This is a genomic window from Antrihabitans auranticaus, assembly GCF_016481275.1.
In the GTDB taxonomy this organism is placed as follows: Bacteria; Actinomycetota; Actinomycetes; order Mycobacteriales; family Mycobacteriaceae; genus Antrihabitans.
This window is the reverse complement of sequence record NZ_JAEMNW010000006.1, coordinates 50,076-75,251: the sequence shown is the minus strand read 5'-3', so window position 1 is coordinate 75,251 and position 25,176 is coordinate 50,076. Positions and strand designations below refer to the sequence as shown.

At 63.6% G+C, this 25,176-nt stretch carries 27 protein-coding genes; 9 read left to right on the top strand and 18 right to left on the bottom strand.

Annotated features, from left to right (window positions below):
* Positions 1-481 precede the first annotated feature (481 nt).
* The 7 genes from JGU72_RS23280 to JGU72_RS23250 form a co-directional block, all read right to left on the bottom strand.
* Positions 482-937, bottom strand: coding sequence for a nitroreductase family deazaflavin-dependent oxidoreductase (locus tag JGU72_RS23280; RefSeq protein WP_199686479.1), 456 nt, complete (start codon positions 935-937; stop codon positions 482-484).
* 10 nt (positions 938-947) lie between these two features.
* Entirely contained in the window at positions 948-1,931 is a 984-nt protein-coding gene (locus tag JGU72_RS23275; RefSeq protein WP_199686478.1) for an NAD(P)H-quinone oxidoreductase, read from the bottom strand.
* 37 nt (positions 1,932-1,968) lie between these two features.
* The gene (locus tag JGU72_RS23270; protein ID WP_199686477.1) at positions 1,969-3,555 is read right to left on the bottom strand and encodes a succinic semialdehyde dehydrogenase; all 1,587 of its coding nucleotides are present in this window, start codon (positions 3,553-3,555) and stop codon (positions 1,969-1,971) included.
* A 71-nt stretch (positions 3,556-3,626) separates the two neighbouring features.
* Positions 3,627-4,556 (bottom strand): acetoacetate decarboxylase family protein, encoded by a 930-nt coding sequence (locus JGU72_RS23265; RefSeq protein ID WP_199686476.1) that lies wholly within the window; start codon positions 4,554-4,556, stop codon positions 3,627-3,629.
* A 97-nt stretch (positions 4,557-4,653) separates the two neighbouring features.
* Positions 4,654-5,337 (bottom strand): type 1 glutamine amidotransferase domain-containing protein, encoded by a 684-nt coding sequence (locus JGU72_RS23260; RefSeq protein WP_199686475.1) that lies wholly within the window; start codon positions 5,335-5,337, stop codon positions 4,654-4,656.
* A gap of 92 nt (positions 5,338-5,429) precedes the next feature.
* Positions 5,430-5,999 carry a TetR/AcrR family transcriptional regulator gene (locus JGU72_RS23255; RefSeq protein WP_199686474.1) on the bottom strand — a complete coding sequence of 190 codons (570 nt, stop codon included), beginning with the start codon at positions 5,997-5,999 and terminating at the stop codon, positions 5,430-5,432.
* Between the two features lie 105 nt (positions 6,000-6,104).
* A complete protein-coding gene (locus JGU72_RS23250; RefSeq protein WP_199686473.1) occupies positions 6,105-6,632 on the bottom strand; it encodes a DapH/DapD/GlmU-related protein in 528 nt (175 codons plus the stop codon).
* 82 nt (positions 6,633-6,714) lie between these two features.
* Between JGU72_RS23250 and JGU72_RS23245 the strand changes: the two genes are divergently transcribed.
* From JGU72_RS23245 to JGU72_RS23235, 3 genes are all read left to right on the top strand, one after another.
* A complete protein-coding gene (locus JGU72_RS23245; RefSeq protein ID WP_199686472.1) occupies positions 6,715-7,509 on the top strand; it encodes a PIG-L family deacetylase in 795 nt (264 codons plus the stop codon).
* Positions 7,510-7,651: 142 nt separating this feature from the next.
* Positions 7,652-9,460: an alpha/beta hydrolase family protein gene (locus JGU72_RS23240; RefSeq protein ID WP_199686471.1), complete on the top strand. Its 1,809-nt coding sequence runs from the start codon at positions 7,652-7,654 to the stop codon at positions 9,458-9,460.
* 194 nt (positions 9,461-9,654) lie between these two features.
* A complete protein-coding gene (locus tag JGU72_RS23235; protein ID WP_199686470.1) occupies positions 9,655-10,314 on the top strand; it encodes an ammonium transporter in 660 nt (219 codons plus the stop codon).
* On the opposite strand, the gene JGU72_RS23230 is transcribed toward JGU72_RS23235, so the two are convergent.
* From JGU72_RS23230 to JGU72_RS23220, 3 genes are read right to left on the bottom strand one after another with little or no spacing between them, the layout of a single operon-like run.
* Complete coding sequence (locus JGU72_RS23230; protein ID WP_199686469.1) at positions 10,315-10,872, bottom strand: hypothetical protein; 558 nt, start codon at positions 10,870-10,872, stop codon at positions 10,315-10,317.
* Entirely contained in the window at positions 10,869-11,546 is a 678-nt protein-coding gene (locus JGU72_RS23225) for a LuxR C-terminal-related transcriptional regulator (protein WP_199686651.1), read from the bottom strand. Before JGU72_RS23225 ends, JGU72_RS23230 begins: the two co-directional genes overlap by 4 nt.
* Positions 11,547-11,562: 16 nt before the next feature.
* Positions 11,563-11,802 carry a hypothetical protein gene (locus JGU72_RS23220; RefSeq protein ID WP_199686468.1) on the bottom strand — a complete coding sequence of 80 codons (240 nt, stop codon included), beginning with the start codon at positions 11,800-11,802 and terminating at the stop codon, positions 11,563-11,565.
* 246 nt (positions 11,803-12,048) lie between these two features.
* On the opposite strand from JGU72_RS23220, the gene JGU72_RS23215 reads away from it, so the two are divergent.
* On the top strand, positions 12,049-12,312 hold the full coding sequence (locus JGU72_RS23215; protein WP_199686467.1) for a LuxR C-terminal-related transcriptional regulator: 264 nt from the start codon (positions 12,049-12,051) through the stop codon (positions 12,310-12,312).
* Here the strand turns inward: JGU72_RS23215 and JGU72_RS23210 are convergent.
* Positions 12,293-13,753, bottom strand: coding sequence for an MFS transporter (locus tag JGU72_RS23210; protein WP_199686466.1), 1,461 nt, complete (start codon positions 13,751-13,753; stop codon positions 12,293-12,295). The two genes, JGU72_RS23215 and JGU72_RS23210, sit on opposite strands and share 20 nt — an antisense overlap.
* Before the next feature lie 27 nt (positions 13,754-13,780).
* Here JGU72_RS23210 and JGU72_RS23205 point away from each other — a divergent pair, with 27 nt between their 5' ends.
* Positions 13,781-14,260 (top strand): MarR family winged helix-turn-helix transcriptional regulator, encoded by a 480-nt coding sequence (locus JGU72_RS23205; RefSeq protein WP_199686465.1) that lies wholly within the window; start codon positions 13,781-13,783, stop codon positions 14,258-14,260.
* A gap of 8 nt (positions 14,261-14,268) precedes the next feature.
* On the opposite strand, the gene JGU72_RS23200 is transcribed toward JGU72_RS23205, so the two are convergent.
* Together JGU72_RS23200 and JGU72_RS23195 are read right to left on the bottom strand one after the other, a co-directional pair.
* The gene (locus JGU72_RS23200; RefSeq protein ID WP_199686464.1) at positions 14,269-16,191 is read right to left on the bottom strand and encodes a linalool dehydratase/isomerase domain-containing protein; all 1,923 of its coding nucleotides are present in this window, start codon (positions 16,189-16,191) and stop codon (positions 14,269-14,271) included.
* Positions 16,192-16,359: 168 nt separating this feature from the next.
* Complete coding sequence (locus JGU72_RS23195) at positions 16,360-16,902, bottom strand: hypothetical protein (RefSeq protein WP_199686463.1); 543 nt, start codon at positions 16,900-16,902, stop codon at positions 16,360-16,362.
* Between the two features lie 49 nt (positions 16,903-16,951).
* Between JGU72_RS23195 and JGU72_RS23190 the strand changes: the two genes are divergently transcribed.
* From JGU72_RS23190 to JGU72_RS23180, 3 genes are all read left to right on the top strand, one after another.
* Positions 16,952-17,587 (top strand): TetR/AcrR family transcriptional regulator, encoded by a 636-nt coding sequence (locus tag JGU72_RS23190; protein WP_199686462.1) that lies wholly within the window; start codon positions 16,952-16,954, stop codon positions 17,585-17,587.
* Positions 17,584-18,321 carry a VOC family protein gene (locus tag JGU72_RS23185; protein ID WP_199686461.1) on the top strand — a complete coding sequence of 246 codons (738 nt, stop codon included), beginning with the start codon at positions 17,584-17,586 and terminating at the stop codon, positions 18,319-18,321. The genes JGU72_RS23190 and JGU72_RS23185 overlap by 4 nt, the downstream gene beginning before the upstream one ends.
* 93 nt (positions 18,322-18,414) lie before the next feature.
* Positions 18,415-19,761: a lipase family protein gene (locus tag JGU72_RS23180; RefSeq protein WP_374101149.1), complete on the top strand. Its 1,347-nt coding sequence runs from the start codon at positions 18,415-18,417 to the stop codon at positions 19,759-19,761.
* On the opposite strand, the gene JGU72_RS23175 is transcribed toward JGU72_RS23180, so the two are convergent.
* Both JGU72_RS23175 and JGU72_RS23170 read right to left on the bottom strand, forming a co-directional pair.
* Positions 19,758-20,639 (bottom strand): pyridoxamine 5'-phosphate oxidase family protein, encoded by an 882-nt coding sequence (locus JGU72_RS23175; protein ID WP_199686460.1) that lies wholly within the window; start codon positions 20,637-20,639, stop codon positions 19,758-19,760. The two genes, JGU72_RS23180 and JGU72_RS23175, sit on opposite strands and share 4 nt — an antisense overlap.
* Positions 20,639-21,085 carry a VOC family protein gene (locus JGU72_RS23170; protein ID WP_199686459.1) on the bottom strand — a complete coding sequence of 149 codons (447 nt, stop codon included), beginning with the start codon at positions 21,083-21,085 and terminating at the stop codon, positions 20,639-20,641. The genes JGU72_RS23175 and JGU72_RS23170 overlap by 1 nt, the downstream gene beginning before the upstream one ends.
* Before the next feature lie 92 nt (positions 21,086-21,177).
* Here JGU72_RS23170 and JGU72_RS23165 point away from each other — a divergent pair, with 92 nt between their 5' ends.
* On the top strand, positions 21,178-21,732 hold the full coding sequence (locus JGU72_RS23165; protein ID WP_199686458.1) for a CGNR zinc finger domain-containing protein: 555 nt from the start codon (positions 21,178-21,180) through the stop codon (positions 21,730-21,732).
* 44 nt (positions 21,733-21,776) lie between these two features.
* Here JGU72_RS23165 and JGU72_RS23160 read toward each other — a convergent pair whose 3' ends face one another.
* From JGU72_RS23160 to JGU72_RS23150, 3 genes are read right to left on the bottom strand one after another with little or no spacing between them, the layout of a single operon-like run.
* Entirely contained in the window at positions 21,777-22,742 is a 966-nt protein-coding gene (locus JGU72_RS23160) for an NAD(P)H-dependent flavin oxidoreductase (RefSeq protein ID WP_199686457.1), read from the bottom strand.
* Between the two features lie 23 nt (positions 22,743-22,765).
* Positions 22,766-23,827: a lipocalin-like domain-containing protein gene (locus tag JGU72_RS23155; protein WP_199686456.1), complete on the bottom strand. Its 1,062-nt coding sequence runs from the start codon at positions 23,825-23,827 to the stop codon at positions 22,766-22,768.
* 23 nt (positions 23,828-23,850) lie between these two features.
* The gene (locus JGU72_RS23150; protein WP_199686455.1) at positions 23,851-25,098 is read right to left on the bottom strand and encodes an oxygenase MpaB family protein; all 1,248 of its coding nucleotides are present in this window, start codon (positions 25,096-25,098) and stop codon (positions 23,851-23,853) included.
* Positions 25,099-25,176: the final 78 nt, after the last annotated feature.

The window sequence follows — 25,176 nt, the reverse complement described above, 5'->3', positions numbered from 1 at the left end:
GCAAAATGTGCAATATCGCAGGTTCAACAAGCGGCGGATTGAGCCGCCGATTGCGAACTGTACGGGCCAACTCTGACAACGATTTAACTTTGGTAGGGTCCTCTTCCCCTAACTCTGGAACGAAGGCGTTCAATTCAGCAGGAATGGAAGGTGGTGAATCGCGCGCCGCCAAACACTGCGGGACCTCCACGGCACCGCGTACGACTAACCCGCCCCTGACGACTCTACGATGCCGAGTCGTACGCGCAGCCGCGGAGTTGGTTGATCCCAACCGAACGGTTGGGATCCCCGACAGCCAAGTGCCCCACGGCGCTTGAGTACTAGGGTCTAGGACAGGCTAGCCTAATACTGGGTCGTCTCATTCGCTGATCGCGGAGCCGTCCCAAACTGCACATCTCCGCAGGCGATCGTCTCAACTTTCGACGCGAGCGGCAGCGAGTCTCACATATAAATGGTTCCACCTATTGCGGTGTCTGCGCACTCAATCGAGTGGCGAATCGTGTAACAGAGTGCAGACCACGACCGGGATGTCGCGAGTCGTTCGTTGCTGGTAGTCGCCATAGCCGCTGTATGCCGCGACGATCTGCGGCCACAGCTGGGCCTTCTCTTCCGCATTCGCGGTTCGGGCGTGAATCTTTCGTCGCACACCGTTGATCACCAGTTCGGCGTCGGGGCGCGCCTGAAGATTGCGGTACCAGTCGGGATTGCGATCGTCGCCACCCTTCGATGCGACGAGCACGACGCGATCCGAGTCGTGCACGGGCGTGGTCAAGTAGCAGGATCTGGGTTGCCCGGATTTGTGTCCGACCGTGTGCAGTTCGACGACCGGCATGCCGAACGGCTTCGCCAGCAATCTGTTTCCGCTCACGGTCAGTACCACGCGATGAGCGAGATTCATCAATTTGGCGCCGTGGTCTTTCACGGTGTCGCTGTTCATAGTGTGTCTCCTAGTCGGGATTGCTGTTGTGCCACAGGAGGAGGACCTTTCCGACCGAGTCGGCCGAGTCCAGCAGTTCGTGCCCGTGGGCGGCGTGTTCGATCGGAAGCCGCGCCGAAATAACTGGTCGTACTTGTCCTCTCGCCACGAGGGGCCACTCGTGCTCTCGGACTGCGGCGACTATTTCGGCCTTCGATCCGGGCCCGGTCAGCGGACGGTTGCGCACGTTCGTACCGATTACGCGGGCACGCTTGGCGATCAGCATTGCGATGTTCAGCTCGCCGACGAGGCCACCCTGCATACCGATGATGACCAGTCGGCCGCCGGGCGCGAGTACGGATACGTTGGCGGGCAAGTACTTTGCAGCCATGATGTCGAGGACGACGTCGACGCTGTCGGCGAGCTCGGCCGCGAAGTCCTGCTCGCGGTAGTTGATCACGATGTCGGCTCCGAGCTCGCGGCTACGTTGCGCTTTGAACTCCGAGCCGACCGTGACCGCGACTCGCGCACCGAGCGTCTTGGCGACCTGGATTGCGTGGGTGCCGATTCCGCTGCCACCGCCATGAATGAGCACTGTTTCGCCAGGGCGAAGGCCCGCTTCGACGACGAGGTTGGACCACACCGTCGCCGCCACCTCGGGCAGCGCTGCGGCGTCCACGATCGAAACTCCGTCCGGCACCGGCAGTAGCTGGGTCGCGGGGACAACCGCGTACTCGGCATACCCGCCGCCGGCGATGAGCGCGCAGACAGAGTCGCCTGGCGACCAGCCCGTCACCTGGGAGCCGACCGCCTCGATCGTGCCGGAAACTTCCATGCCGAGGACGTCGGTGATCCCGGCTGGTGGCGGGTAAAGACCACGACGTTGCATCAGGTCGGCGCGGTTGACTCCGGCGGCGGCCACCCGAACAAGGACGTCGTCGGGACCAGGTGTGGGAGTGGGAACCTCTGCGATTACAAGGTTCTGCGTGCCGTCTTCGACCACTATGGCGCGCATTTGCGTAGCTATTTCAATGTTCATGTTGTGTATGGCGTCAGCGTGCGCCGATTCCTTTCAGCAGTCGCTGGGAGCCCGCCAGCACGGATGCCCACGTCTTGTAAGACACGCCGGCCGGCGGAGTGAATCCTTGGATGCGTTGCTGGGCAACGGTTTGTGCTTCGGTGTACTTCAAGATTCCGTCGGCCCCGTGCCTGCGGCCGAGTCCGGAGTCACCCATGCCACCCATCGGTGCGTCGACGCTCCCCCAAGCTGCGGCGAACGCCTCGTTGACGTTGACGGTTCCCGACTGCAGACGCGCCGCGACCGCGCGACCTTTGGCACCGTCGCGGGTCCAGACGCTGGCGTTGAGACCGTACGGTGTTGCGTTGGCTCGCGCGACGGCGTCGTCGACGTCGCCGAACGGGTAGATCGCGACGACCGGACCGAAGGTCTCGTGCTCGAACAAGGTCATGTCCGGCGTGACGTCGGCAAGGATGGTCGGTTCGTAGAACAGCGGGCCCAGATCGGGTCGTGCCGTGCCCCCGGCGAGGACTGTCGCACCCTTGGCAACCGCGTCGTCCACGTGTGCGGTCACGGTCTCGAGTTGGGACTGGTTGGTCAGACACCCGACGTCGATGCTGTAGTCGTATGCGGCACCGATCTGGAGTTTCTTTGTGCGAGCGGCGAACTCGGCAACGAACTCGTCGTAGATCCGGTCGGCGACGTACATCCGCTCGATCGAGACGCAGAGTTGTCCGGTCGAGGGGAAGCATGCGGTGATCGCGCCGGTGGCCGCGCGGTCGATGTCGGCGTCGTCGAGAACGAGCATGGCGTTCTTGCCGCCGAGTTCGAGCGACGCACCGATGAGACGTTCCCCGGCATCGCGGGCGATCTGCCGTCCGCTGGCGGTGGATCCCGTGAACATCATGTAGTTCGCGTTGTCCATCAGCGCGCCACCGATGGAACTGCCGCGACCGACCACCATTTGCCAGATGTCGGGCGGTAGCCCGGCCTGCCGCATGAGATCGAGCGCCCACAATGCTGTGAGTGCTGTCTGCGTGTCGGGCTTCTGGACGACGGCGTTACCCGCCATCAGCGCGGGAATCGCGTCACCGGCGGCCATGCTCAGTGGGTAGTTCCAGGGCGAAATTATCGCGACCACGCCCTTGGGGTGGTGCAGTTCGGTGGTATGGGTCAGCAGCGGTATCGCGCCGCGACGCCGCTTGGGCGCCAGGATTTTTGCCGCGCTCCGGGCGTAGTAGCGCGAGTTGATCGCGATGTCGGTGATCTCGAGAAACGCGTCGCGTCGGGTCTTGCCGCTCTCGGCTTGCATCAGATCCAGCGCCTCGTCCCGGCGATCGAGCACGAGGTCGTGGAACCGCAGCATGATCCGCTTGCGCTCCCGCAGTGGCGTTGCAGCCCAGGCGGTCTGGGCTCGGCGCGCTCGGGTGAACGCCGCCTCGACATCGTCGGGGGTCGAGATCGGCAGATCCGCGAGCGGTGCGCCGGTGTAGGGCGCGTCGGTGGTTCTCGTGGCGGCATCCGGCGCCGCAGCGACCAGGGCCGTCAGCCGCGAGATGAACGCGGGAGTCAGCGATGCGGGATGAGCTGCCGCAGGCAGCATGGTCTGAACGGTGGACATGGCAAAGTACTCCGAAAATCGGCCGGGGTCCGGCAGCGCGGGGTGACCTGGGCTGCCGATCGCTTGCGGGTCTAGCTCGGGACAGAGGTGGGGAAGGGCATATGCAACGCCAACTGTCCTTCGGTGACGACGTCGAGTTGCAGGGTCCGGAGCGGCTTCAGCGACCGCAGGTCTTCGGACATTCGGCCGCTGCCGAGTTGCAGGTCGACCTTGCGCGGGAACAGGCTGGTGCCGCTGGCGAGCGCATTGGTTTGGCTCAGCGTCTCCTGCCACTTCCCGTCGACCGTGGTGTAGGACGTGAGTGACGAGACCCGTTGCCCACTCGAATATGACGACTGTGCCGGAGTCGCGACCGACAGCGCCACGTCGGTATCACCGGCGTCGTTTGCCACCCTGGCTGTGGTCCGGTCGGCGTCGATGTCGACATCGAGTTCGGTAACCCACTTAGGAAAGCCGTACCCGTCATGTCCGCGGACCTGAGCGATTTCGGTATTGACCGGCAAAGACAGCACATAGGAATGCAAGTGAGCGTTCTTCAGCGCCGATACGAGATCGATGAGTCCGAAGCCGCCGTGCCGAGCTGGTCGTACCGCGATACCGATGGCCGCCTCGGTGTAGAAGTCGATGTCGCACACGTCGTACCGGAAGAACATCGCCGACACCAGACCCAATCCTGGCGCGACCTCGAGCGGTGCCAACTCCCTCGGTAGGCGATCACGAATCGCGCGGGTCGGGGCCAGCATCACAAGCCGAGCCGTCGAGATGGCGTAGTAGAAGTTCGGCGTCAACGTCGGTCCGATCGGCGATTCGACCCTCGTCTTGGACAGCCCCCGAAAGAAGTCCACCCCGCTGACACGCGGGTCGCGCTCGACGACGTCCAGATCGGTGTTCATCCGAAACCGGTCGTACAGACCGCCTTTCGGCACGGCGACAGTACGGCTGCCCAGTTCGACCTCGACGGTTTCCTGTCCTGCGGTGGCGGCGGTGGATGAAGGTGGCATCTGACTGGTTCCCTCGGTTGAATGTTTGCAGTGCTTACACAACTGAGGCTAGATGCTTATGTAAGCGGTGTCAACACTCGCCATCGCCGGCTCGCGCCTACAGCTCGGCGACGACCTTTTTCGCTGTCGCTTTGGCCGATTGCGGGTTCTGGCCGGTCACGAGGCGCCCGTCGACGACAACGTGCGGAGTGAAGGGAATCAGGCCCTTTTCGTACAGAGCACCGCGCTTCTTCATTTCCTCCTCGGCGTTGTAGGGCACCAGCTTGTCGACCCGCGCCACGACCTCCTCCTGCCAAGCGAAGCCCGTCACCTTGCGCCCGGCAACCAGAAGCGAGCCGTCGGAGAGCGTCGTATTGAGCAGGCCACAGTAGCCGTGGCACACCGACGACACGATGCCGCCGCGTTCCCAGATCTCCCGCGTAATCCGCTGCAGGCCTTCACTATCGGGGAAGTCCCACATCACGGCGTGGCCGCCGGTGAAGTAGATCGCATCGAACTCGCCCGAATCGATGTCCGATGGCGCGGCCGTATTCGCCAGCAACTCCATGCGCGCATCGTCGGCACGCCACGCTTTCGCGGTCTTGTCGTAATTGGGGAACTTCAGCGAGCGAGGCTCGAGCGGGGACAATCCTCCCTTCGGACTGACGATCCGCTGCTCGTAGCCCTCCTTCTCGAAGACGTGGAACGCGTGGGTCAGCTCCGACAGCCACAGCCCGGTCGGCTCGGTCGGATCGTCGTAATGGGCGACGTTGGTGACGACGTGCAGAATTCGCTTGGTCATGGGAAAGCGTCCTCGCTTCTGAAGTAGGCGGCCACGCCAGACTAGGACGCAATGTAAGCGGCGTCAACACTAGCCCGGCGAGGCGGCAGGCTTCACCTGGCGAGGACCGCAGCGACGACAGTACGGACCCGGTCCGCCACCTCGCCGTCGGAAGACGCGTCCAACTTGCCGTCCAGATGCAAGAACGCCAAACCGTGCACCAGCCCCCACATTGCCGTCGCCATCGCGTCAGGATCCGACGACGGTACGGCTGACTTGACGATGGTGTGGAGGTAATCGTGAATCATGGCGACCGCGGCCACCCGGTCCGGACTGTCCTTGTCGCACTGCTCGGTGAACATGGCACGAAACAGCCCCGGCCGGTCCAGCGCAAAGCGCACGTAGGCAATTGCAATGTCGGCCACGTCGTCAACCGTGCTGGGCGTCGGGTTCGCGGCCATCAGGCTGGCACCCAGTTCGCGGTAGCCCACCGCGGCAACCGCCGACAGCAGTGCGCCGCGATCGGGAAAATGGCGGTAGGGCGCGGCCGTCGATACGCCGGCACGCCGCGCTGCAGCACGAAGAGACAGTGCGGAAGCGCCGCCCTCTTCGAGAAGTTCGACCGCAGCGTTCACCAGGGCTGTGGCGAGATCGCCGTGATGGTACGAGGCCTTCGAGGACATGGGGTTCAACCTAACATGCAGTGTTTACGCCGCTTACTTTACATCGCGACTGGTCACACCCAAAGGGAGCGAAGGCAAAGTGCGATCGGTGACGCGGATTGACTATCACTGTCCGATTTCTCGCACAACCTCCGCGGGCACACCGAGGGCGAGGGTCGACGGGGGTACATCGCGGCTGACAACGGCGCCTGCTCCTATCACCGCACCTTCCCCTATGGTTACGCCCTGCAGGACCGTTGCCGCCGCACCGATCCACACGTTTCGCTCGATTCTTATGGGGGCGGCGGTGATTCCTGAGCGGCGCGACTGCGGGTCCACTGGATGGCCGGACGTGATCAGATTTACCCGGGGCCCGATCATCACGTCGTCACCGATGTCGATTCCGCCGATGTCGCTGAGGTGGCACCCCTGGTTGATGAAGACATTGCGGCCGATCCGGATGTTGATCCCGTGGTCGGAATACACAGGCGGTATGAGCCTGAAGGACTCGTCGGCGGCCCGACCCGTCAGCTCGGCCCACGCTGCCCGAATCGCATCCTGATCGTCGTAGGGCAGCACGTTGAGCCGCTCGGTCAGGCGGATCGCCCGGTCGACTCTTTCGCGGAACCCCGGGCCCCGATGCGCGCCGGTCACGGGTTCTCCTCATGGTCGCGGGTCCGTTGTATTCGACGCAGACGCTACCGCCGAGGTCTGCACAGTGGGGCAGGATGGACGTGTGTCCACACTGGTCTTCCTCCATGCCCACCCGGACGACGAGAGTTCTCTGACCTCGGGGTCGATGGCCCGAGCCGTCAAGGAAGGCCATCGGGTCGTCGTCGTGTACGCCACAAACGGTGATCACGGCGAGGTGCCCGAAGATCTTGCGCCGGGTGAGACGCTCCTCGATCGCCGCCGCAAGGAGGCCGAGGCGTCAGCTGCGGCAACTGGCACCCAGCGGGTCGCGTGGCTTGGCTACGCCGATTCCGGAATGACCGGCTGGGAACAGAACAGCGACCCCGCCTCCTTCCACCAGGCGGACCTCGACGAAGCCGCATTGCGACTCGTGCGGATTCTCGACGACGAGAACGCCGACATCGCGGTCGGGTACGACTGGCACGGCGGCTACGGCCACCCCGACCACATCAAGGTGCACCACGTCGTGCATCGAGCAGCCGACCTCGCCGCCCGACGGCCACGCGTTCTCGAGACAACCATGAATCGCGACCGCCTGCAGGTTTGGCACGAACTCGCTCTGGCAGCGGGCGAAGAGGTCGATTTCGACCCCAACGGGCCGATGGACGACGGTAACCCGATCGGTACACCGGAGGCCGAGATTCATTGGCAGGTAGATGTTTCCGATTTCATCGCGCAGCGGCGCGCAGCGATGCAGGCGCACGCCAGCCAGGTCACCGATATCGGCATGTTCATGGCGATGCCGCCCGAAATGTTCGCTGTGGCGTTCGGTACCGAGTTCTATATCGAGCCCGGCCTGGCGCCGGGACTTCGGGAGGGCTGGTTCCTGGACGGCTGACAGGCCACCTGTGTGACCTGCGGCGCAACCGTTGCCGACGCCCAACCTGACGCGAGCTGGTTCCTCATAACGTATTGACAACATCGCGACGGCGGGCATAGTTGACGTGCCGCTACGCGTCGATGCGGCATGAGGAGCACTGATGCTTCGTCCGCTTAGTGTGTGTGCCCGAGGGATCGCAGCGTGCTGTGGCACCGTCCTCCTTGTTCTGGCGGGAGGCTCGACAGCTGTCGGTGAGCCACCGCCTCCGCCGGTTGCGGATACACCGACGACAGCGGCGCAGATAGACCCGCTGTACATGCTGTTCAACGCGTTGATGCTGCTGGAGGGATACCAGCGGGACTTCACGCCCGCGGCCCTGCAGTTCTGGGCCGAACACGTGCTGAGCCTGCCCGGCCGCGCGGGCGAAAGCATTCAGAACATGATCGACCCCGCGCAGTATCAAGGACCAGAGGGCCAACTGCGGCTTCGCGACAGCGTGCAGAAGCTGATCGACGACCTCACCCACCTCAATCCCACCCTGCTCGGCGCATCGTTTGTGCCGGGCAACCCTGACTACATGCCGAACTGGAGCAACAACGGCCGTTTCGGCACGGCGGCCGACAGCGCACTCGACAGCGACTCGCTGGACGTCTCAGCGGCCGGCAACGTGGGCCTCACCGCCAAGTTCCGCTACCCGTGCACAGCGGCCGATGGGCGGGTGACGTTCGAAACCCGGAGCGGCGCTTGCGTTCCCGGCGATGCACCCGGTGCCGACTTCAAACTGGGCGAGGCCCGGAAGATCCAGATCGTCAACTCTCGCGGGATGCGTCTCGCAGCGACCCTCTGGTTGCCCGAGGCTGCTCTGGAACCCGGCACCACGCAGAAATTCCCGATGACCGTCTTCACTAACGGTGTCGGCTCGATCCAGTCGTCGTACTACCTGTACACAATGTCGGCAGTGCGCCGCGGCTACATCGGCCTCACGTACGACGAAGCGGGTCAGGGCGGCAGCGATGGAACAGCGCTGGACCTCGTCGTCCCCTACAACGTGCCGCACTGCTTCGCGTCCGGTCCGTGCCGTGACATCGACGACGTGATGCATTGGGTGGTTGGCGACGACGTCCTCCCGTCGGTAGATCTGTACAGCGAACTTCCCGACGGATCGAGCATCAACAGTCTCTGGAATACGTTGCGCTTTCCGCGGATCGGCGAGCGGTACAACCCCGCGTACGCGCCGGCAGGTACGAACCTCCGGAATCCCGTTCTCGACCTGGTCGACGTCGACCGCATCGGCGTGTGGGGCCATTCCATGGGATCGGTCGCGACCAGCCACTATCTGTGGGACGTCGGCCGAGGTCAGGGCTTGGACGGACGCCCGCTACCGAAACCTGCAGCGGCAGTGCTCATGTCGGGGCTCGAGCCCACCAACGGCGCTGTGCCGACGCAGGTGATCACCGCCGATCTCGACATCCCCGGCATGACGAGCGGCGGCGTCTTCCCCATCAACGACATCTATGACCCGACCGACGGTCCGCTGGGCAGTAAGTCCTGGTACGACTGGGTGCGCGACCACGGAACCGGCAATGCTCCGATGCAGTTCCTGACGCTGCGAGGCGCGAGCCACTTCGACATGCAGAACCTCGATTTCATCTACCCGGAAACCCTCGAGGGTCGGAAGACGTCGTCGGATTACGCCGTCGACTGGTTCGATTGCAATATCCAGCACGATGTTTCGGCGTGCGTCCGTGTCACAACGCCCACATCGGGTTTGTCCGAATCGGTCGCTGCCGAATACTCGCCCGACGGACCCGCCGGGCCGAGCTACTGCATGAACATCCCGACTCGGCAAAGCCTCGGAACAGCCATCTTCGGACCGATCAGGGGTGCGCTGAACTTTCTGTACAACGAACCGCAGCCGCAGCCGTGTATAGCCGGCCAGCCGCTACCGCTACCTGCCGCTGTCCGCTGAATCCCGAAAGGGTCTTTTGTCATCTTCTCGACGAAGATCACGCGACTCGCCCATGTGGGGACTAGCCTCGTTCCTGTCTGTTCGCGTCTCGGCCCCACGCTGAAAGGCGGTAGTGATCTGCAGCTGGGAGTTGTAGTGGGGGGCGACGACTTCGAGGTCTGAGTACGTGGACCTAGGAGGAAGCGGGCTGTGTCATGAGGTTGGGCAAGACCGTCGCAATGACTGCGATGGTGGTTGGGGCTATGGGGATCGCATCCGGAACGGCGTATGCGAATCCGGGAGCCAGCGCTCCCGACGTGATCAATTTCGAAACGTCCATCGTCGATCGCACGATCGTCACAACGATCGATGCTGGTGCGTTCCAGGTTAGGCCGGACGGCAAAACCATCGACCTTCTCGATCCGGCCGGCAACAGCGTGGTCAACTTGCCGCTGTCGTTTTCCGTTGCGGGCCTACCGTTCCCGTACCTGCACGATGTGAGCAATGGCGGTCAGACCCTTTCGCTGACGCCCGATATCGGACCGATCGACGCACGGATGCTAGCGCAGCCCGTTGCCTCGCTGCTCGAAAATCAGCGCTCGCAGGACGCGTTCGTGACGGAATTCGACGAAGCCACAGCGATAGGCACAGTTATCGGTACCGCGCTCGGACTCGTCGCGGGCTGCATCATCGGCATCCCGCTCGTGGTGACGCTCATCGGCTGGCTCGGCGCCTGCGCGACGGGTGCATGGCTGGGTGGCATGCTCGGCATGGTGATCGCCGGTGGTCCGACGATCGTCGTCGCGGGGATGGATGTCATCCAGACCTATCTGGCGCCGCCGGGCACGACGAAATGGAACTATCCGAACCCGTAATTACGACGAATTTCCCGCGTGGTCGTAGTCCACGCGTCGCACGTCGTCGTCGCAGCGCACGAGTATCGAGGCCACTGTCGGGCGGCCAGGCGGCAGTATTCGAATCCGCACCGCGCCACTGGTTGTCGTTCGCAACGCATCGCCGACGGCGGCCCGAATGACCTCGCGAACTTGCTCTTCGACGCCGTCCATGCCGTGGTCGTCGATCAAGTCGACGTCGACGCCCCGAATTCGCGCGGCCCGTACGAGGTCGGTGATAGCCGGATCGATCAGCGCCGGGGCACGCAGCCGGTCTCGCAAATGCGCTTCCAGGAGTTCGCACGAGAGTTCCTCATCGGCCGTCAACGGCGTTTCCTCGGCGACCCGTTCCAGCAGCGGGCGCGCCAGCTGGGCGAGGACGTTCAGCTGCTGGTCCCGTTCTTCCAACGTTGCGGCGGCCACGACCTCGTCGGCAACCTGGCGTGCAGCTCTGCGCCGCAGTCCGAACGCGACAAGAGAGCCGATTGCGGCGGCGGGGATCAGGAGCCAGAGACCGGTCGGCACGAGTGCCACGGTCATTTCTTCTTGCGCCAGAGGCCCCGGGGAGTCGGGGCGACACCGGTCGCTATGGCATGCCGGACCAGGTCGGCTTTGGTCGGCGCCGGGTGACCGGCCTCGGCATACTTCTGGCGAATCCTGGATAGATACAGGTTCACCGTGTCCGCCGCCAGACCGGTTTGCGAGGCGACGCGGGCAGCGGATTCACCCATCGCGTAGAGGCTCAGCACCTGTTGCTGGCGGGGGCTGAGCTTGACGACGAAAGTGTCGTCGAGATCGATAGCGGCGGCCCAGTCCATGGTTGTCACCTGCTGGCCTTGCGCCGCGGCGCGTATCGCGGTGACAAGTTCCTCCGCACGGGCAGATTTTCGGACGACGCCGAGTACGGCGGCCTGCGCCGCCGACTGCACCAGATAAGGCTCCTCAGCGGATGTCACGACGAGCGCTTCGAGGCCCGCGGCGCGCAGTTGTTCGACGTTGGACTTCGGCGTCGACCCGTCAGCAAGCCGGAGGTCGAGCACAACAAGATCGAGATCGCTTGTGATGGCGAGCAACTCGGCGACAGTCGCACCGTTGGCGACGAGCACCAGATCGTCGGTCTCGGCGAGAATCGCTTTGACTCCGTACACCTGGCTCTCGTGGTCTTCGACGATCCCGATCCGAAGTACGCCCGAGGGTCGGTGGGATCGTTCCATCACCAACTGTGTCACCTCATTCCCCACGACTGCACCCTGCCCGCCGATCAAGTCTCCCCCAACTGCCCGCCTGCTGCTGTCGATCGGTGGAATGACGTTCGCGATCGATCCGGCAGAGTTCCAGGGCTCGATCGAGTCGTTGCAGCGCATACCTTGCCGCGGCGATGCGAACCTCTCCGCCGGCCTGCCTGGCGCTGCGCAATGCGGCCGACACATCGTCGTGCGCGTCTTTGACGATCGGGCTGAGCCGTTGCATCGCAAATCCTTAACCACGAGAGCCATCCCCTGAGTCGGCGGTCACCGTATTTCCGTACTCCTCATGAGACCGGATCGCAGGCCGCGCCGCTAGATCGAGAACCTGTGACCCCAGTTCTGGGATCACACAATTCGGATCGCGCAATTCGGATCTCGCGGCGCCCGCCACAGCGGAATAGCGTTCTCGACGTCGGAGATCAGTCGGGGTTCGACATCGGTTCTGGCACAACCCAAAGCGAGGACAACAATGCACAACGCATCCGCACCACTTTCACCGACCCGACCTGACCCCAAACTGAGCGCCCGTGAAGTTCAGGTCATGCTGCGCTGGATCACGTGCGACTCGAAGTCGGCCGCATGCTCCGATCTGTTCATCACGATGGGGACGGTGAATACGCACCTGACCCGTATCCGCGAGAAGTACCAAGCCGTCGGACGCCCTGCTCCGACCAAGGCCGCGCTCGTCGCCCGGGCGCTGCAGGACGGGCTGATCAGGCTCGAGGAGCTGTGACGGTTTTGGCACCCATCGGAATGCACGCGGTCAATGCGATCGCTGCCAACGCGGCGACGATCGAAATGCCGAAGGCGGTGTGGAAGGCGTCCCGCGTTGGCAGTTGGTGTCCACCGAGCGACATCGTCATGTGCGCGAGCACCACGCTCATGACTGCGGCGGATGTCGATGTGCCGATCGAGCGCATAAGTGCGTTGAGGCCGTTCGCGGCAGCGGTTTCGCTGAGCGGCACACCACCCATGATCAACGCAGGCATCGCAGCATAGGCAATACCGATACCGCCGGCGATGATCATCGATGCGGCCATGACTTCCCAGCGGTTGTTCATCATCAAGAATGCGCTGACGTATCCGGTGGCGATTACGCCGCAACCGACCATCAAGGTCACCTTCGGTCCCCGAGCCGCCGTCAGTCGTGCGGACACGGGCGAGAGCAGCATCATCATCAGCCCGCCGGGTGCGAGGACGAGTCCCGCGGCCACCATCGACTGGCCGAGCCCGTAGCCAGTTGCTGTCGGTGCCTGCAGCAGCTGCGGCATCACGAGCGACATGCCGTACATCGCGAAACCGACGGCAATGGACGCGAGGTTGGTGAGCAGCACGCGCGGCCGGGCCGACACGGCTAGGTCGACCAACGGCGACCGAGTGCGTAGCTCCCAGGCACCCCACACGAGCAGTACGACGATGGCCGTAGCGAACAAGCCCAGGATCGACGCGCTGGACCAACCCCAGGTGCTGCCCTTGCTGATCGCGAGCAGTAGCGAGGTCAACGCGATCGACAGGCCGATTGCGCCGAGAAAGTCGAAGCGACCGGGAGTGCGTACCGGCGATTCGGGGACCAGCACGAATACGACCGCGGCGAGGACCGCACCGAGCGCGGCCGAGATCCAGAAGAGCACGTGCCAGTCGGCGTTCTGCGCGATCACCGCAGCGAACGGCAGGCCGATCGCTCCGCCCACGCCGAGCGTGGCGCTCATCATCGCGATCGCCGAACCTACCTTCTCGGCCGGCAATTCGTCGCGCAGGATGCTGATTCCGAGGGGGATCGCGCCGACTGCGAGGCCTTGCAGGGCGCGGCCGACGATCATCGGCACGAGCGACGAAAAGGATGCGCACACAAGCGAACCCAGGATCAGCATCCCGAGGCTTGCGAGCAGAATCCGCCGTTTACCGAACATGTCACCGAGGCGGCCGCTGATCGGGGTCGCAACCGCGCCGGCGAGCAGGGTCGCCGTGATGACCCAGGACGCATCGGCCGGCGTCGTGCTCAAGAAGAGCGGCAGCGACGGGACGATCGGGATGACCAACGTCTGCATGAGCGAGACGACGATTCCGCAGCCGGCCAGGACAGCGACGAGCACGGCGGCGGGACGGGGTGCGGTCGCCGGCGTATCGGGCAGCGCATCGGTATCGACAGAAGTCACGATGTGTAGGATACACATCATGTGCATGATGCATAATGGCGGGTGATGAAGTCGACAGAAAGCCTCGCGCCCAGCACCAAACAGCTGACGGGACTCGAGTACGAGCTGGCCCTGCTATCACGGCACTACCTGTCCGCGCTCGCACACCGCGGCGGGCAGAAACTCGACCGGTCCGCCTATCTCATCCTGGTCCGGCTGGGCGAACACGATGCCCTCAGCTTGAAGGAGCTGTCCGAAGCGTTTCGGCTCGACGTGTCGACCCTCAATCGCCAGGTCGCCGCGATGCGCCGCACCGGACTGGTCGAGCGCGTCCCCGATCCCGAGGGCGGTGTCGCGCGCAAGATTCGCGCAACCGAGCAGGGCCGCCGGATGGTTCGTGCCGATCGCGACACGGGGCGAGAGAACGTCGGCAAAGTGGTCGCGGACTGGTCCGAAACCGAGGTCGCACAACTGCACGCGATGATCGCGAAGTTCAATCAGTCGATCGAGTCGCTCGAAGACAATCCCTGGCCGAGGCAGGACTGACTGTCCCGTCAGCGCGGAGCGATGCGGACCTCGTGACGGCCGCCGAGATCGATCTCGATGACGGCCTGGCCGTCCACCGATGCTGTGAGGCTGTGACTGCGTGCCCCTGTGACCACGTACTCACGTTGGGGGACAAGCCGATCGATGCGCAACGTGGTACGCCGGGGGCCGTTCCCAGGCCGGAGGACGAGGTCGAGACCGGTACCGTCGCTGACGGCGCGCGCCACAAGTACGTCGGGATACGCGGCTTCGGCCAGCACCGGCCCCTTCCGCCACTCGTCGGGTACGCCATAGGTCACGAGGTCACGTAGGCCGCTCGCACGGTTGAATCGGCTTTGTAATGCGTACAGGTTGCCGAGTCCGGACAATGCCGCGTAACGACGGACACCGTCACGCGTAACAGCGTCGCCACTTTCTTCAAGTCCCGCGGTTGCTGCGAAAGCTGTTTTCTCGTCGCCCATTTCACGTGCTGCCATCGCAATCATCGCTTGGCCGTATGCGTCGTTGCCGAGACGGTAGTTCCCAGGATCGAGCCGACTCGTCACACGTGGCGGAAACGTGACCCGGTCGCCCTCCTGCCGCATTTCTTGATCGCGCACGATCCACCACGTCCGCTGCGCAAGGTCCGGCAGTCCGGCATGCAACCAGAAGGCGGTCGTGAGCTGGATCGCCGGACCCGCCCACAGATTCCACGAGAGACCGAGGCGCTCGCACCGAACTCCGACGATACGACCGTCGGGTCGGAGAAACTCTGTTTCATAGGCGTGGTGCAGACGATCGAGGACGTCGGTCGCGAACGTCGTTCCGTGAAGCCGATCATGGGTGATCAGAGTGTTGAGGCCGAAGGTATTGCAGACCGTGTAGGTCCAATTCGGCTCGCATGGAAAGAGCGTGTAATCCGAGCCGAGCATGTTTCGGTGTATGGATTGGGCGAGCGAGGTGAAGTTGTTCGGATAGACCCGGTCTTCGTTCCACCGGAAGGTAAGTGCGCCGTCCGCCGAGAACCGGTCGTCGTTGAGCGTCTCGTACATCCCGATCTGCAACCCGAAAAAGCCTGTGAGCATGATGTTTTCGCGTTCGATGGGATCCGGGTTCCAGCGCAGGTTGCCCCACAGGTTCTCGATTGCCCAATAGCCCCAGACCCGCTTGTCGAGCATCTTGTGGATCGTATTGCGTTGCGCCTCTGCGAGATACCCGGTGAATGCCGGAGTGCGGGTGTACTGCGCGGTCGAGAGCGCATAGCCCAGCGAATTGAGCTGATACCGAAGTGCGGCCTCGCGGAACTGATCGATCTTGGTGAACCCGTCGAACCGATCGATCGGCTGCAAGGCGAGGTCGAGCGCGTATCGCAGCGATGCGAGATCTTCCTCCGACGACTCACGGACCTCCGGCGTGGTGGGCGGACCGGTGACGGTGAAAATCTGCTGCGCCAGACCGTGGTTTATATGGCGTCCGCGCTGTACCTGACGGCGAAACCTGACCTCCTGCACAACCGAACCAACCGCGATCGCCACGAGGGGTAGGGCCAACGCGACGACTGCCCCCACCACGGACATTTCGGCGGTGCCTACGGCGAGCGGCAGGACCGCCAACCCGAGCCACACCAGCGGCGGCAGGATCACCGGTCCCGCAGCCCACCAGATGAAGACGGCGACAACGAATACTGCCACGCCGCCGAGCGCGAGTGCCCAATGCGCCGAAACCATAAGGCCGCCTGCAGGTACCGCGATTCCGACCGCGACCGCGGTCAGACCTTCTGGCGCGCCGGCCGAGACCGTCCAGAATCCGACGATCCACAGGACCCCCCAAACAGCGAGTGCACGCAGCATCCGCCGTCGAGATTCACGGCCGGTGCGCTTCGGGTCGGCGGGCAGCGACAGGATCAGCCGCCGCGTGCCCTGTTCCCGAAACAACGTCGATGCACTGGTCATTCGACACTCCGTTCTAGTGCGTGGTGTTCTTTGACGAGTTCTGGCGCGCTACGAACCGCCGGCGGCGGAAAGTCGATCGCGATTTCGGTCGGGCGTCGCGTCGCGTACCGAAATCCCCGCCGGATGAGTGCGATCAGATACGCAACGGCAATGCAGCAGCCCATCGCCTCACGCCCCGCTCAACATCCACAGCATCCCGACGCCCATACCAAGGTGCGGGATCGTGGCGCCGGCGCTACCGGGAACTCGGTTGCCGACCGAGAGCAGAATCGCCGTCACAACCACGTCGGCGAGCACAACTGCTCCGAGCGTGAAGGCCACCGGGCCACCGATTCTTCCGGCCAGCATCATGTGGGTTGCGACGACCATGATCAGAGCCGAGATCACATGCACAACTTGCGGTGTCCGGAAATTTCGCGCCATTTCGACGATCAGCACCGCGGCGATCGCACCTGTGACGGCCAGCCACCATTGCCCCAGCGCCATTGCGGTATCGGATGCCATGCCGAGCATCGCGCCGTTCATCAGCAGGTGCGCGACGTCGGAATAGGTCGATCCCTCATTTGCGAACAGTCGGACCAGGCTTATCAGCACACAGACAACAAGTGCTGCGATCAGCAGGGAAGCGGCCGCCGATCCGGCCTGGTCATGTACGTGCATGTCGACCCGATACCTCGTGGCTACCTGACAGAGTGTCAGCTTGACTGACATAGTGTCAGCATCGCTGACGGTTCGTCAAGAGTCGAGGTAGGCTCCGCCTATGCCTGACACAACAGAACGGGCACTGGTGGGTGATCGCAGGCCACCCAGTCGGGGCGACCAGCAGCGTGCGCTGATCATCGCCTCGGTCGTCGAATTGCTCGAAACTGTGCCGATCGCAAACCTTTCGGTGCTGCAGATCGCCAAACATGCCGGCGTCACCCGCCCGGCGTTCTACTTCTACTTCGATTCGAAGTACACGGTCGTCGCCGCGGCCTTGCAGCAGGTGTGGACGGCCATCGAGGCCGGAACCACCGGTCTCGATTCGTTCGATTTCCAGGAACCCCCCGCCGCCTTCAGCGAGCGGATGATCGGAAACGTCATCGAGGTGTGGCGACAGAACGCTGCTCTGCTCGATGCGTGCATGCAGTCCGCAGACCCGCAACTCAGTGGAATGTGGGCAGACTTCGTCAGCAATCTCAGCGCCCGCATAGCCGCATTCACCGAACGAGTGCGCAACACCGGGGCCATCCAGCCGATCGTCGACGATGTTCCCGCACTGATCGACACATTGGTCGGGATGATGATTTCGATCCTGCGCAACGACATCCGTCGCAGTCGACCCGAACTCGACACGCGACTACTGGCAGCCGCTCGGGCGATCTGGCTCGCGTCGGTGTGGGGAGAGCCGGAATGAACGGCGATTCCCCGATCCGCTGGACACACGTCTTCATCGATGTGCCGGAACCGGCTGCAGCGCTGACTTTTTGGTCCGCTGTGACGTCCTGGCGGGTCGGCACGCCCTGGCAAGGCCTGCCGGAGTTCATCAGTTTGATACCGGCACAGGGTGATTCGTACGTTCACGTGCAGCGCATTGCCGGACCACCACGTGTACATTTCGATCTCGCAGTCGACGACATCGATACCGAGTGCGCGCGTCTCGCCGAACTGGGCGCGAGCGTGGGCGAACGTCACGAACACTGGCAGACAATGGCTTCTCCGGGCGGACTTCCGTTCTGCCTGTGCAGGTTTCGGGGCGAACAGCTTCCGGCTCCGATCGAGTGGGCGGGCGGTCATCGCAGCCGTATCAAGCAAGTGTGCATCGACGTTCCCGCGGCACTGATCGACGTCGAGTGGCGGTTCTGGCAGCAGACCACACAGTGGCGGCCGCGGGCATCGACGACACCCGAGTTCAGCCATTTGATTCCGCCGAATCGGCAGTCGTTGCAGATCCTCGTTCAGCGGTTGGGAGACGACGACGCCGGTTCGAGTACGCGTGCGCACCTCGACCTCGGCACCGACAACGTCGCGGCCGAAACCGAACGGATGAGAGCACTCGGTGCCCCCGTCGTCGACGACACGCACTCCTTCACTGTGTTTCGCGATCCGGTTGGACTGGCGTTCTGTGCAACCCCGCAGTCGCCGCACTAGCGCCTGCACTTTGGAAAAGTGCACAGATCACGCGCGCTGGCATGAACGATTGCCCAATGACATGGCGCCGCGGTACTGGCAGCGTGACTGAACATGAACACCGCTGTTCGACGGGCGCGCATGCGCGTAGCCGCGCTATCCGTGTCGATATGTTTGGCGCCGGTGCTCGGCATGGGCACTGCTGCTGCCGACCCCACCTTTCCGCCGGTGTTCCCGCCAGACCAGAATCAGCTTCCGCAGTTGCCCACGGAGCCGCAGCTGTACGACCTCCTGCCGATCCTGCCGCCGGACACCGACCCTTGGTACAACGACCCGCCAAATATGGCAGCGCTGCAGCCGGGTGACATCGTGCGAACCCGCGAGGTCCAGACTCGGCTGCTCGGTATCCCGGTTCCCGTCTACACGAAGCAGATCCTGTTCCGCACCAACGACGTACACGACAATCCGATCGTCACCGCCACCTCGGTGATCATTCCCGGCATTCCGTGGCAGGGCAGTCCGCGTCCGGTGCTCTCCTTTCAGGAGGCGATCGATGCCAGCGATTCGTCGTGCAATCCGTCGCATACGCTGCAGGTCGGAACCATGAAGGAAGCCGCGCTGATGCAGTTCTGGCTGGCGGAGGGATTCGCGATAAACGTCCCCGACTTCGACGGTAAGTTCAACACTTTCAACACCTACGACGAGGGCAAGATGGTCCTCGACAGTCTTCGCGCCATGAAGAACGACACGTCGCTGCACCTCACCGATTCCGGAATCGCGCTCTACGGCTATTCGGGCGGCGGTTCCGCGTCGCTGCGTGCCGCTGAGTTACGCCAGTCCTATGCGCCTGACGTCGCGCTCCTCGGCACCAGCATCGGCGGCACTCCCGGCAACCTCGTCGAGATCGCGCGATATGCGACCACGCCGCAACCAGGACTGACGGGCACCAGCAGCTTCACGATGTGGCTCGGCCTCGCGTCGTTTGCCAAGGAATACCCGGACGCCTTCCGCGTCGACGAATTATTGACGCCCGAAGGCCAGCAGATCGTCGCCGACCTGCAGAGTCGCTGCGTCTATACCGCGGCTCTGACCGGCGCCTATCGCCCGATGAGCGAGTACTTCCTACCAGGCAAGTCACTGGAGAATTCACCGCAGATCATGCAGATTCTCGAGGACAACAGCCTCGGCAAACACATTCCCGATACGCCGATCCTGTGGTGGCACGGCGTGTGGGACGAGCTGATTCCACCGTCTACGGTCCTCCCGACTGTGGACGCCTACTGGGCGCAGGGCGCTGATCTGCGTTTCTACACGGTGCCGCTGCCCGAGCACGGCGTCAACGCGGTCACCGGATGGCCGCCTGCTGTCGCGTGGACGAGTGCGGTTCTGCGCGGTCTCCCACCGGGCCCGAAGTTCAAGGCGGCCTTCGAACCGCTACCCCCGGGCTTTCCCGGTAGCTAAGACGGGTTGAATCGCGAGTAGTCGCGCAGCGCCCAACGCCAGGGCACAGCGCCGTCGACCTGCCATACCTGTTCCACATCGAAGTCGACCATGCGTTGTGCCCCAGGCACATTCGCTGCACGATCGGGTTCCCAGTCGACATATGCCCGGCCCGTGAGATGCAGCGCGGAGCCATTGCCCCAGTCGACGAAGAGCAACCCGCAGTGCGGATCCAGTTCGAGGTTTCCGAGGGTCATGTACATCAGATTGCCGGAATAGTCCGGCCACGAGAGACGCCGCTCTCCTTCGACAGAGACGAATCCTGGGTTACCGCCCCGATGGGATACGTCGGCTCCGGCACCGTCGGCGTGCGTTGCGATGAAGAACGTATCCGCTGCTGCGATCAGTTCGCGTTGCACGCTCGTAAGGGCAGGGCCGTGGTGCGCCTGCCTCGTGCCATGCAATTCCACAGCGGGCTCGCGGATTTGAATGTACTTGGGACAGTTCGCATATACCTGCTCGGTGCGCACGATCAACCGATCGTCCGAGCGGTGCGCGAGGCCGTTGATTCGCATCCGCCGCCGTGTGGCAAGGTCGATCGCAATCATCCCGATGTCGTGTTCGCTGTCGAACAGCCCGGCGAGCGGATCGGTCTCGGCGGGCAGTCGATCTATGGCCACCGTGCGGTCGTCGATGGCAGTCACGAAACCCGCCGGTCCGGCAAGCAAGCTCGCCCACATGGACCCGTCGCGCGCGGCGGCGCCCAGCACGACCATCGTTTGCTGCGCGAGAAAGTCCGCCGCGACGGGCGGGATCTCGCCGTCCATCCGAGCGGAACCCCATGGCGAGATGCGCACGCCCGTGCGCGCTTGAACGGCCAGTTCGCCGGGATGCTCCATCAGAAGAAGCCGCAGGTCGGTGCGCCTGCTGTGGGGGCGGACGCAACGTCTGCACCCACGGGCGCATAGATCTCGAGACGGACCCCGTCCGGGTCGCTGAAGAAGATGCCACCTGACGACGCACCTTCGCCGTGCGGGACGACGCCGTCGTGAAACAGCTTTGCGCCCAGGTCGCGCACGATTGCCTCGGCGCGGCGGACCGCATCGATGTCGGAGACCTGAAACGCCAAGTGATGCAGGCCGGGCCGGCCGGTCTCGAACGTGCCGGAGCTTTGCTGCCACAACGTCACCATCAGGGTGCCCCCAAGTCCGAGGAACGCGAACCGCCGGTCACCTTCGGCGTGTTCACCGAGCACGTCGAACCCGAATACTTTGCGGTAGAAGGCAGTCGAGCGGGCGAGGTCGGTGACATTGAGTCCGACATGACCAGGTTCGAAGGCGTTCATCTGCTCTCGTTTCTAACGATTCCAATGGGGCGATCCATTAGAAACGTAGCGCGGCGATCTAATGCTGTCAATGGCGAGTTACCATTAGAACCATGGCTGAGTACTTGGGCGGGGCTCCACTGCTGGGCGAACCCTTGCCCATCGAACTGGCCAACACGACCTACGCCGTGCGCGGCCGGCCACAGGACGGTCTCGAGACCTGCGAGCATCTGGAAACCTGGCTACTCGAGAAGCACCTCGACGCAGACGGCATCACCACAGGAGATCTGACCGCCGCTCGGGAACTTCGAACGACGATCAGGGCCATTTCGACAGCAATCGTCAACGGCGGCAAACCAAGTAGCGACGCCGTCGGCGCCCTCAACGGATTCGTCGCCGCCACCCCGCGATGGCGCGAGCTTCATGAACTCCGCGCAGTCTCGCGCACCAACGCCCGCCCTACCGTGGCTTCGCTCGCCGAGATCGCAGCCGCGGCTGTGGAACTGTTCGGTGGACCGATGCGCGACCAACTGCGGGCCTGCGGCGGACCGGGGTGCGTGCTCTTTTTCGTCAAAGACCGGCCGCGCAGAGAGTGGTGCTCGGACGGCTGCGGAAATCGAGCCCGCGCTGCGCGCCACTACGCCAAGATCCGCGACGTCACAGACTAAGAACCGACGGTGGACCCTCCATCAGCAGCCGAACGTGCCCCTAGTCACCCCGGGGTGAGGGAACGAACGATCGAAGCAGCAGGTGCGATATCAGTGATGCGTGCGACCGTCTCGCCGGCGTACAGCGGCGCAGTCTCGAGGATACGGCCGTTCATCGATCCGGTCGGGGGGACGGGCGCGAAGAATGGCAACGCCACTAGTTGGTGCCGGGATGTCCACTGCTGCAATGCTTCCGGCACCCTTGCAAGGGCAGGCGCGGTCAACCGATTGATCCCGCGTACAACGGCAGGACCGCGCTGGTCGTGTCGCAGCCAGCGTTCGGTCGCGCCGTTTCGGAGGACGCGATGCGCGCCCGGCCAACCGACTCCGAAAAGTTCCGTCAGAACCGTCTCACTGCCGTTTGCCAGGCGGACCTTGTACTCCGGAGCCGCTCCACTCTCATCCGACATGACGAAACGGGTCCCGGCAACCACCGCGGCAGCACCGGCCGCCAACGCACCTTCGACGTCGTTTGCGTCGGCAATTCCACCCGCCAGCAAGATCGGATATCCGGCAGGCAGCGCAGCGCGCGTCTGTTCGAGCAGTTCCAGTGCCGGCACCGTTCCCCGCACATGCCCGCCCGCCTCGACGCCCTGCACGATCACCGCGTCCGCGCCGGCGTCGAAGGCTGCACGCGATTCGGCAACGGTGCCCACCTGATGGATCCAGACCCCTGTCGAAAATCGTTGCGGCCGACCCCAGAACGTCACGACTACGTCCGCCTGTGCCGCAACCTTCCAGTGCGCCGCACGCGCGAACGGCAAAAGTAAATTCATGGCGATCGGTTTGTCGGTAGCTTGCCTGACCTCGGCCAGCCAGGCGGCCATCCTCGAAGGACCCGCCGTCCCCAAGGTGCCGAGACCACCTGCCGCGGAGACCGCCGTCGCGAGCGCCGATCCGGCTATGCCCCCGCCCATGCCTGCCTGGACAATGGGCAGCTCGAGCCCTATCCGCTCCAGGAACTCGTGCATCGCCACAATATAGTTGCGTTTACCTACTTCAGCGCCACAAGCTCGTGCAACGTTGTCCCGCTTCGTGTTTCACTGCCTTGTTCGGTAGTGATAGTGAGCTCGAACGCGGAATTGAACCTGAAGTAACCGGGATGCCCGATCAACTTGTATGCGACGGGCTTGAGCAGGGAACTGCGAAGCACCGGAACATCGTCGACAAAATCGTGTGCGTGAATGACGTCCTGCACCGTGAGCCGAAGGTCGACCACCCCCTCGACCTGCAGCCGGATCCACGTCGGATAGCTGCGGTTGGCCGTGGCGTCGTATACGCTCGGCCCTTCCGAGAATTCGACTTCGCCTGTGCTGAGCACGATTTCGCCGCCGCGCGCCAACATGAGCGGCCGGATTTCGTGTGCGCCGAACCGTTGCTGCGTCAGTACGGTCGCGTAGAGCAACGAGTAGTCATCCACATAGAGCCGTCCCCAGTGCCACCGATCGATGACCCGCTTCATGTCGCCGACGCCCCAGTTGTGGTCGGCGTAACCACGTCCGCTGCCGTCGAAGGTCCGATCACCGATTCGTACGGTGCCCGTCACCCGCGCTCGCGGCGCGCCGACCGCCCAACCGAAGGAATCCTTCGCGCCGAAGTGAGTCTCGCCCTTTCCTGGCATCCAGCTCGGTGTCTCGTTCTCGAACCGCAGATCGAAGACGAGGTCGTCCTCTGCGAGATGCACGTGATGAACCGGAAGGTCACCGGATAGCTCTGCGTAAGCACGGTTTTCGCCGATTCGCACATCGCATTGCTCGGTTGAGAACGACGCGGCCGAGCGCGAGTACTTCTTGCTGACCTGACGCCTCGTGCCGTCGGGCGAATAGACGATCAGCTCTACCCAGGGACGGGAGATGGGCGGATCCTCCGGTCGGCGCTTCACGAGAAAGCCGATCACGACGTGCCCGGAGTCGAGGTGTGCATCGAAGTACCAGTGCTCGAATGCACTCAGCTTGGTGGACGGGTGCAGCGCGTTGTCGTAGGGCGCAACCGTAGTGATTTCGCCGTCTCGACGCCCGGGCCCGTTCCATGCTTCGACGATGTTCGGTGCGGTCATTTCGTTCTCCGTTCTGCTGGTTCTCAGCGTCGCAATGCGCCACTGGCATCGAATGCGGCTTTGCGACCGCTCATCTGGGCTTCGTACCAGTTCTCGCGGTGCCAGAGCATGACCTTCTCGTGCACTCTGGCGAATGCCGGCACGAAGCGGCGCGTCAGTTCGGTCGCGGTGATCACGGGAAACCTGGCGAGTGGAATGAGCACCCACGGAAAGGCTTTGGGCATCGTGTAGTTCCGGCGCGTTCCCGGCGCCATGAACATTGCCGAATAGACCGAGTTGATCCGGAAGTTGTAGGCCTCACGCAGTCGAACGAGACCACGATGGCCATCCCTCGGTGCGAAAGCGGCAGGGTAGGACTCGATGAGTTCGGCGCCGTGCACACCGGCGTCGTAGGAACGCGAGGCCGCGGTCATCGCGAGCAACCGCGCCGAGTCGGCGATCGTCTCCGGATACCAGGTCACCCGCACACCCAGTAGGTGACCCATGTACTTCTGGAAATGCAGCAGCGCCCTGATTTCCGATGGTGTCGTGTGATATCCGAGTGACCACAGGGCAAGACCCGGCGTGACGCTTCCAGCGAGCAACGTCAGCAGCATGTAGCCCTGACTGATCGGCAATCCCCACTTCTCCGTGTCCCACTCAGGGTGGTTTGCGACCCGTGACCGCACCGACACATGCATCACGCGCACCTTCAACGCGGTCGCGCGACCCTTCGAGCCGGGCGTCAGAAGCGCACCAGGCTCGGATACGTCCATCCAGAACCGGCATGTTTCGAGGAAGCGGCGCAGCGCGTTGTCACCGGCATAGCCACCGGCCAGCGACAGCGGAGTTGCGACTGCAGCCTCGGTGTAGATCTCCAGCGTCTCGGCACCTGCGAAGCTGAAAAGCATTGTGCCCCATCGTCGCCAGATTGCAGCACCCTGTTCGACCAGTTCGGGCTGGACCCAGTCCGGCACGGTTTCGAACTCGTCGAACAACTCGCTCATCGCAGCCGGAACGTCGTCGAGACTGTCGATTCCGTTCGCAAGCGCGGTATCGAGCATCTTGCGCCCGGCCTTGGGGCCGATGTCGCCATGCAAGACGTCTGCGACAAAGCGCTCGGCGACGGGATCGCCGGCAAAGAGGTCGCTGCAGAAGTCGGTCGCCTGCTTCTCGGTCGGGAACAGTTCGCCTCCCGTCAAGCGACGCACCACTCTCTGCAAGCGCTGCACCCGTGACGTTTCCAGCGAGTCCCAATAGCGAAATGCAGTCGGGCAGGTGTTGGCAGCCATCGTGCCCCTTCCAATCTATTTCAAGTGACCATACTTGATAGTACGGATATTCGGTACTCTTGAGTATGGTTGGTTCTC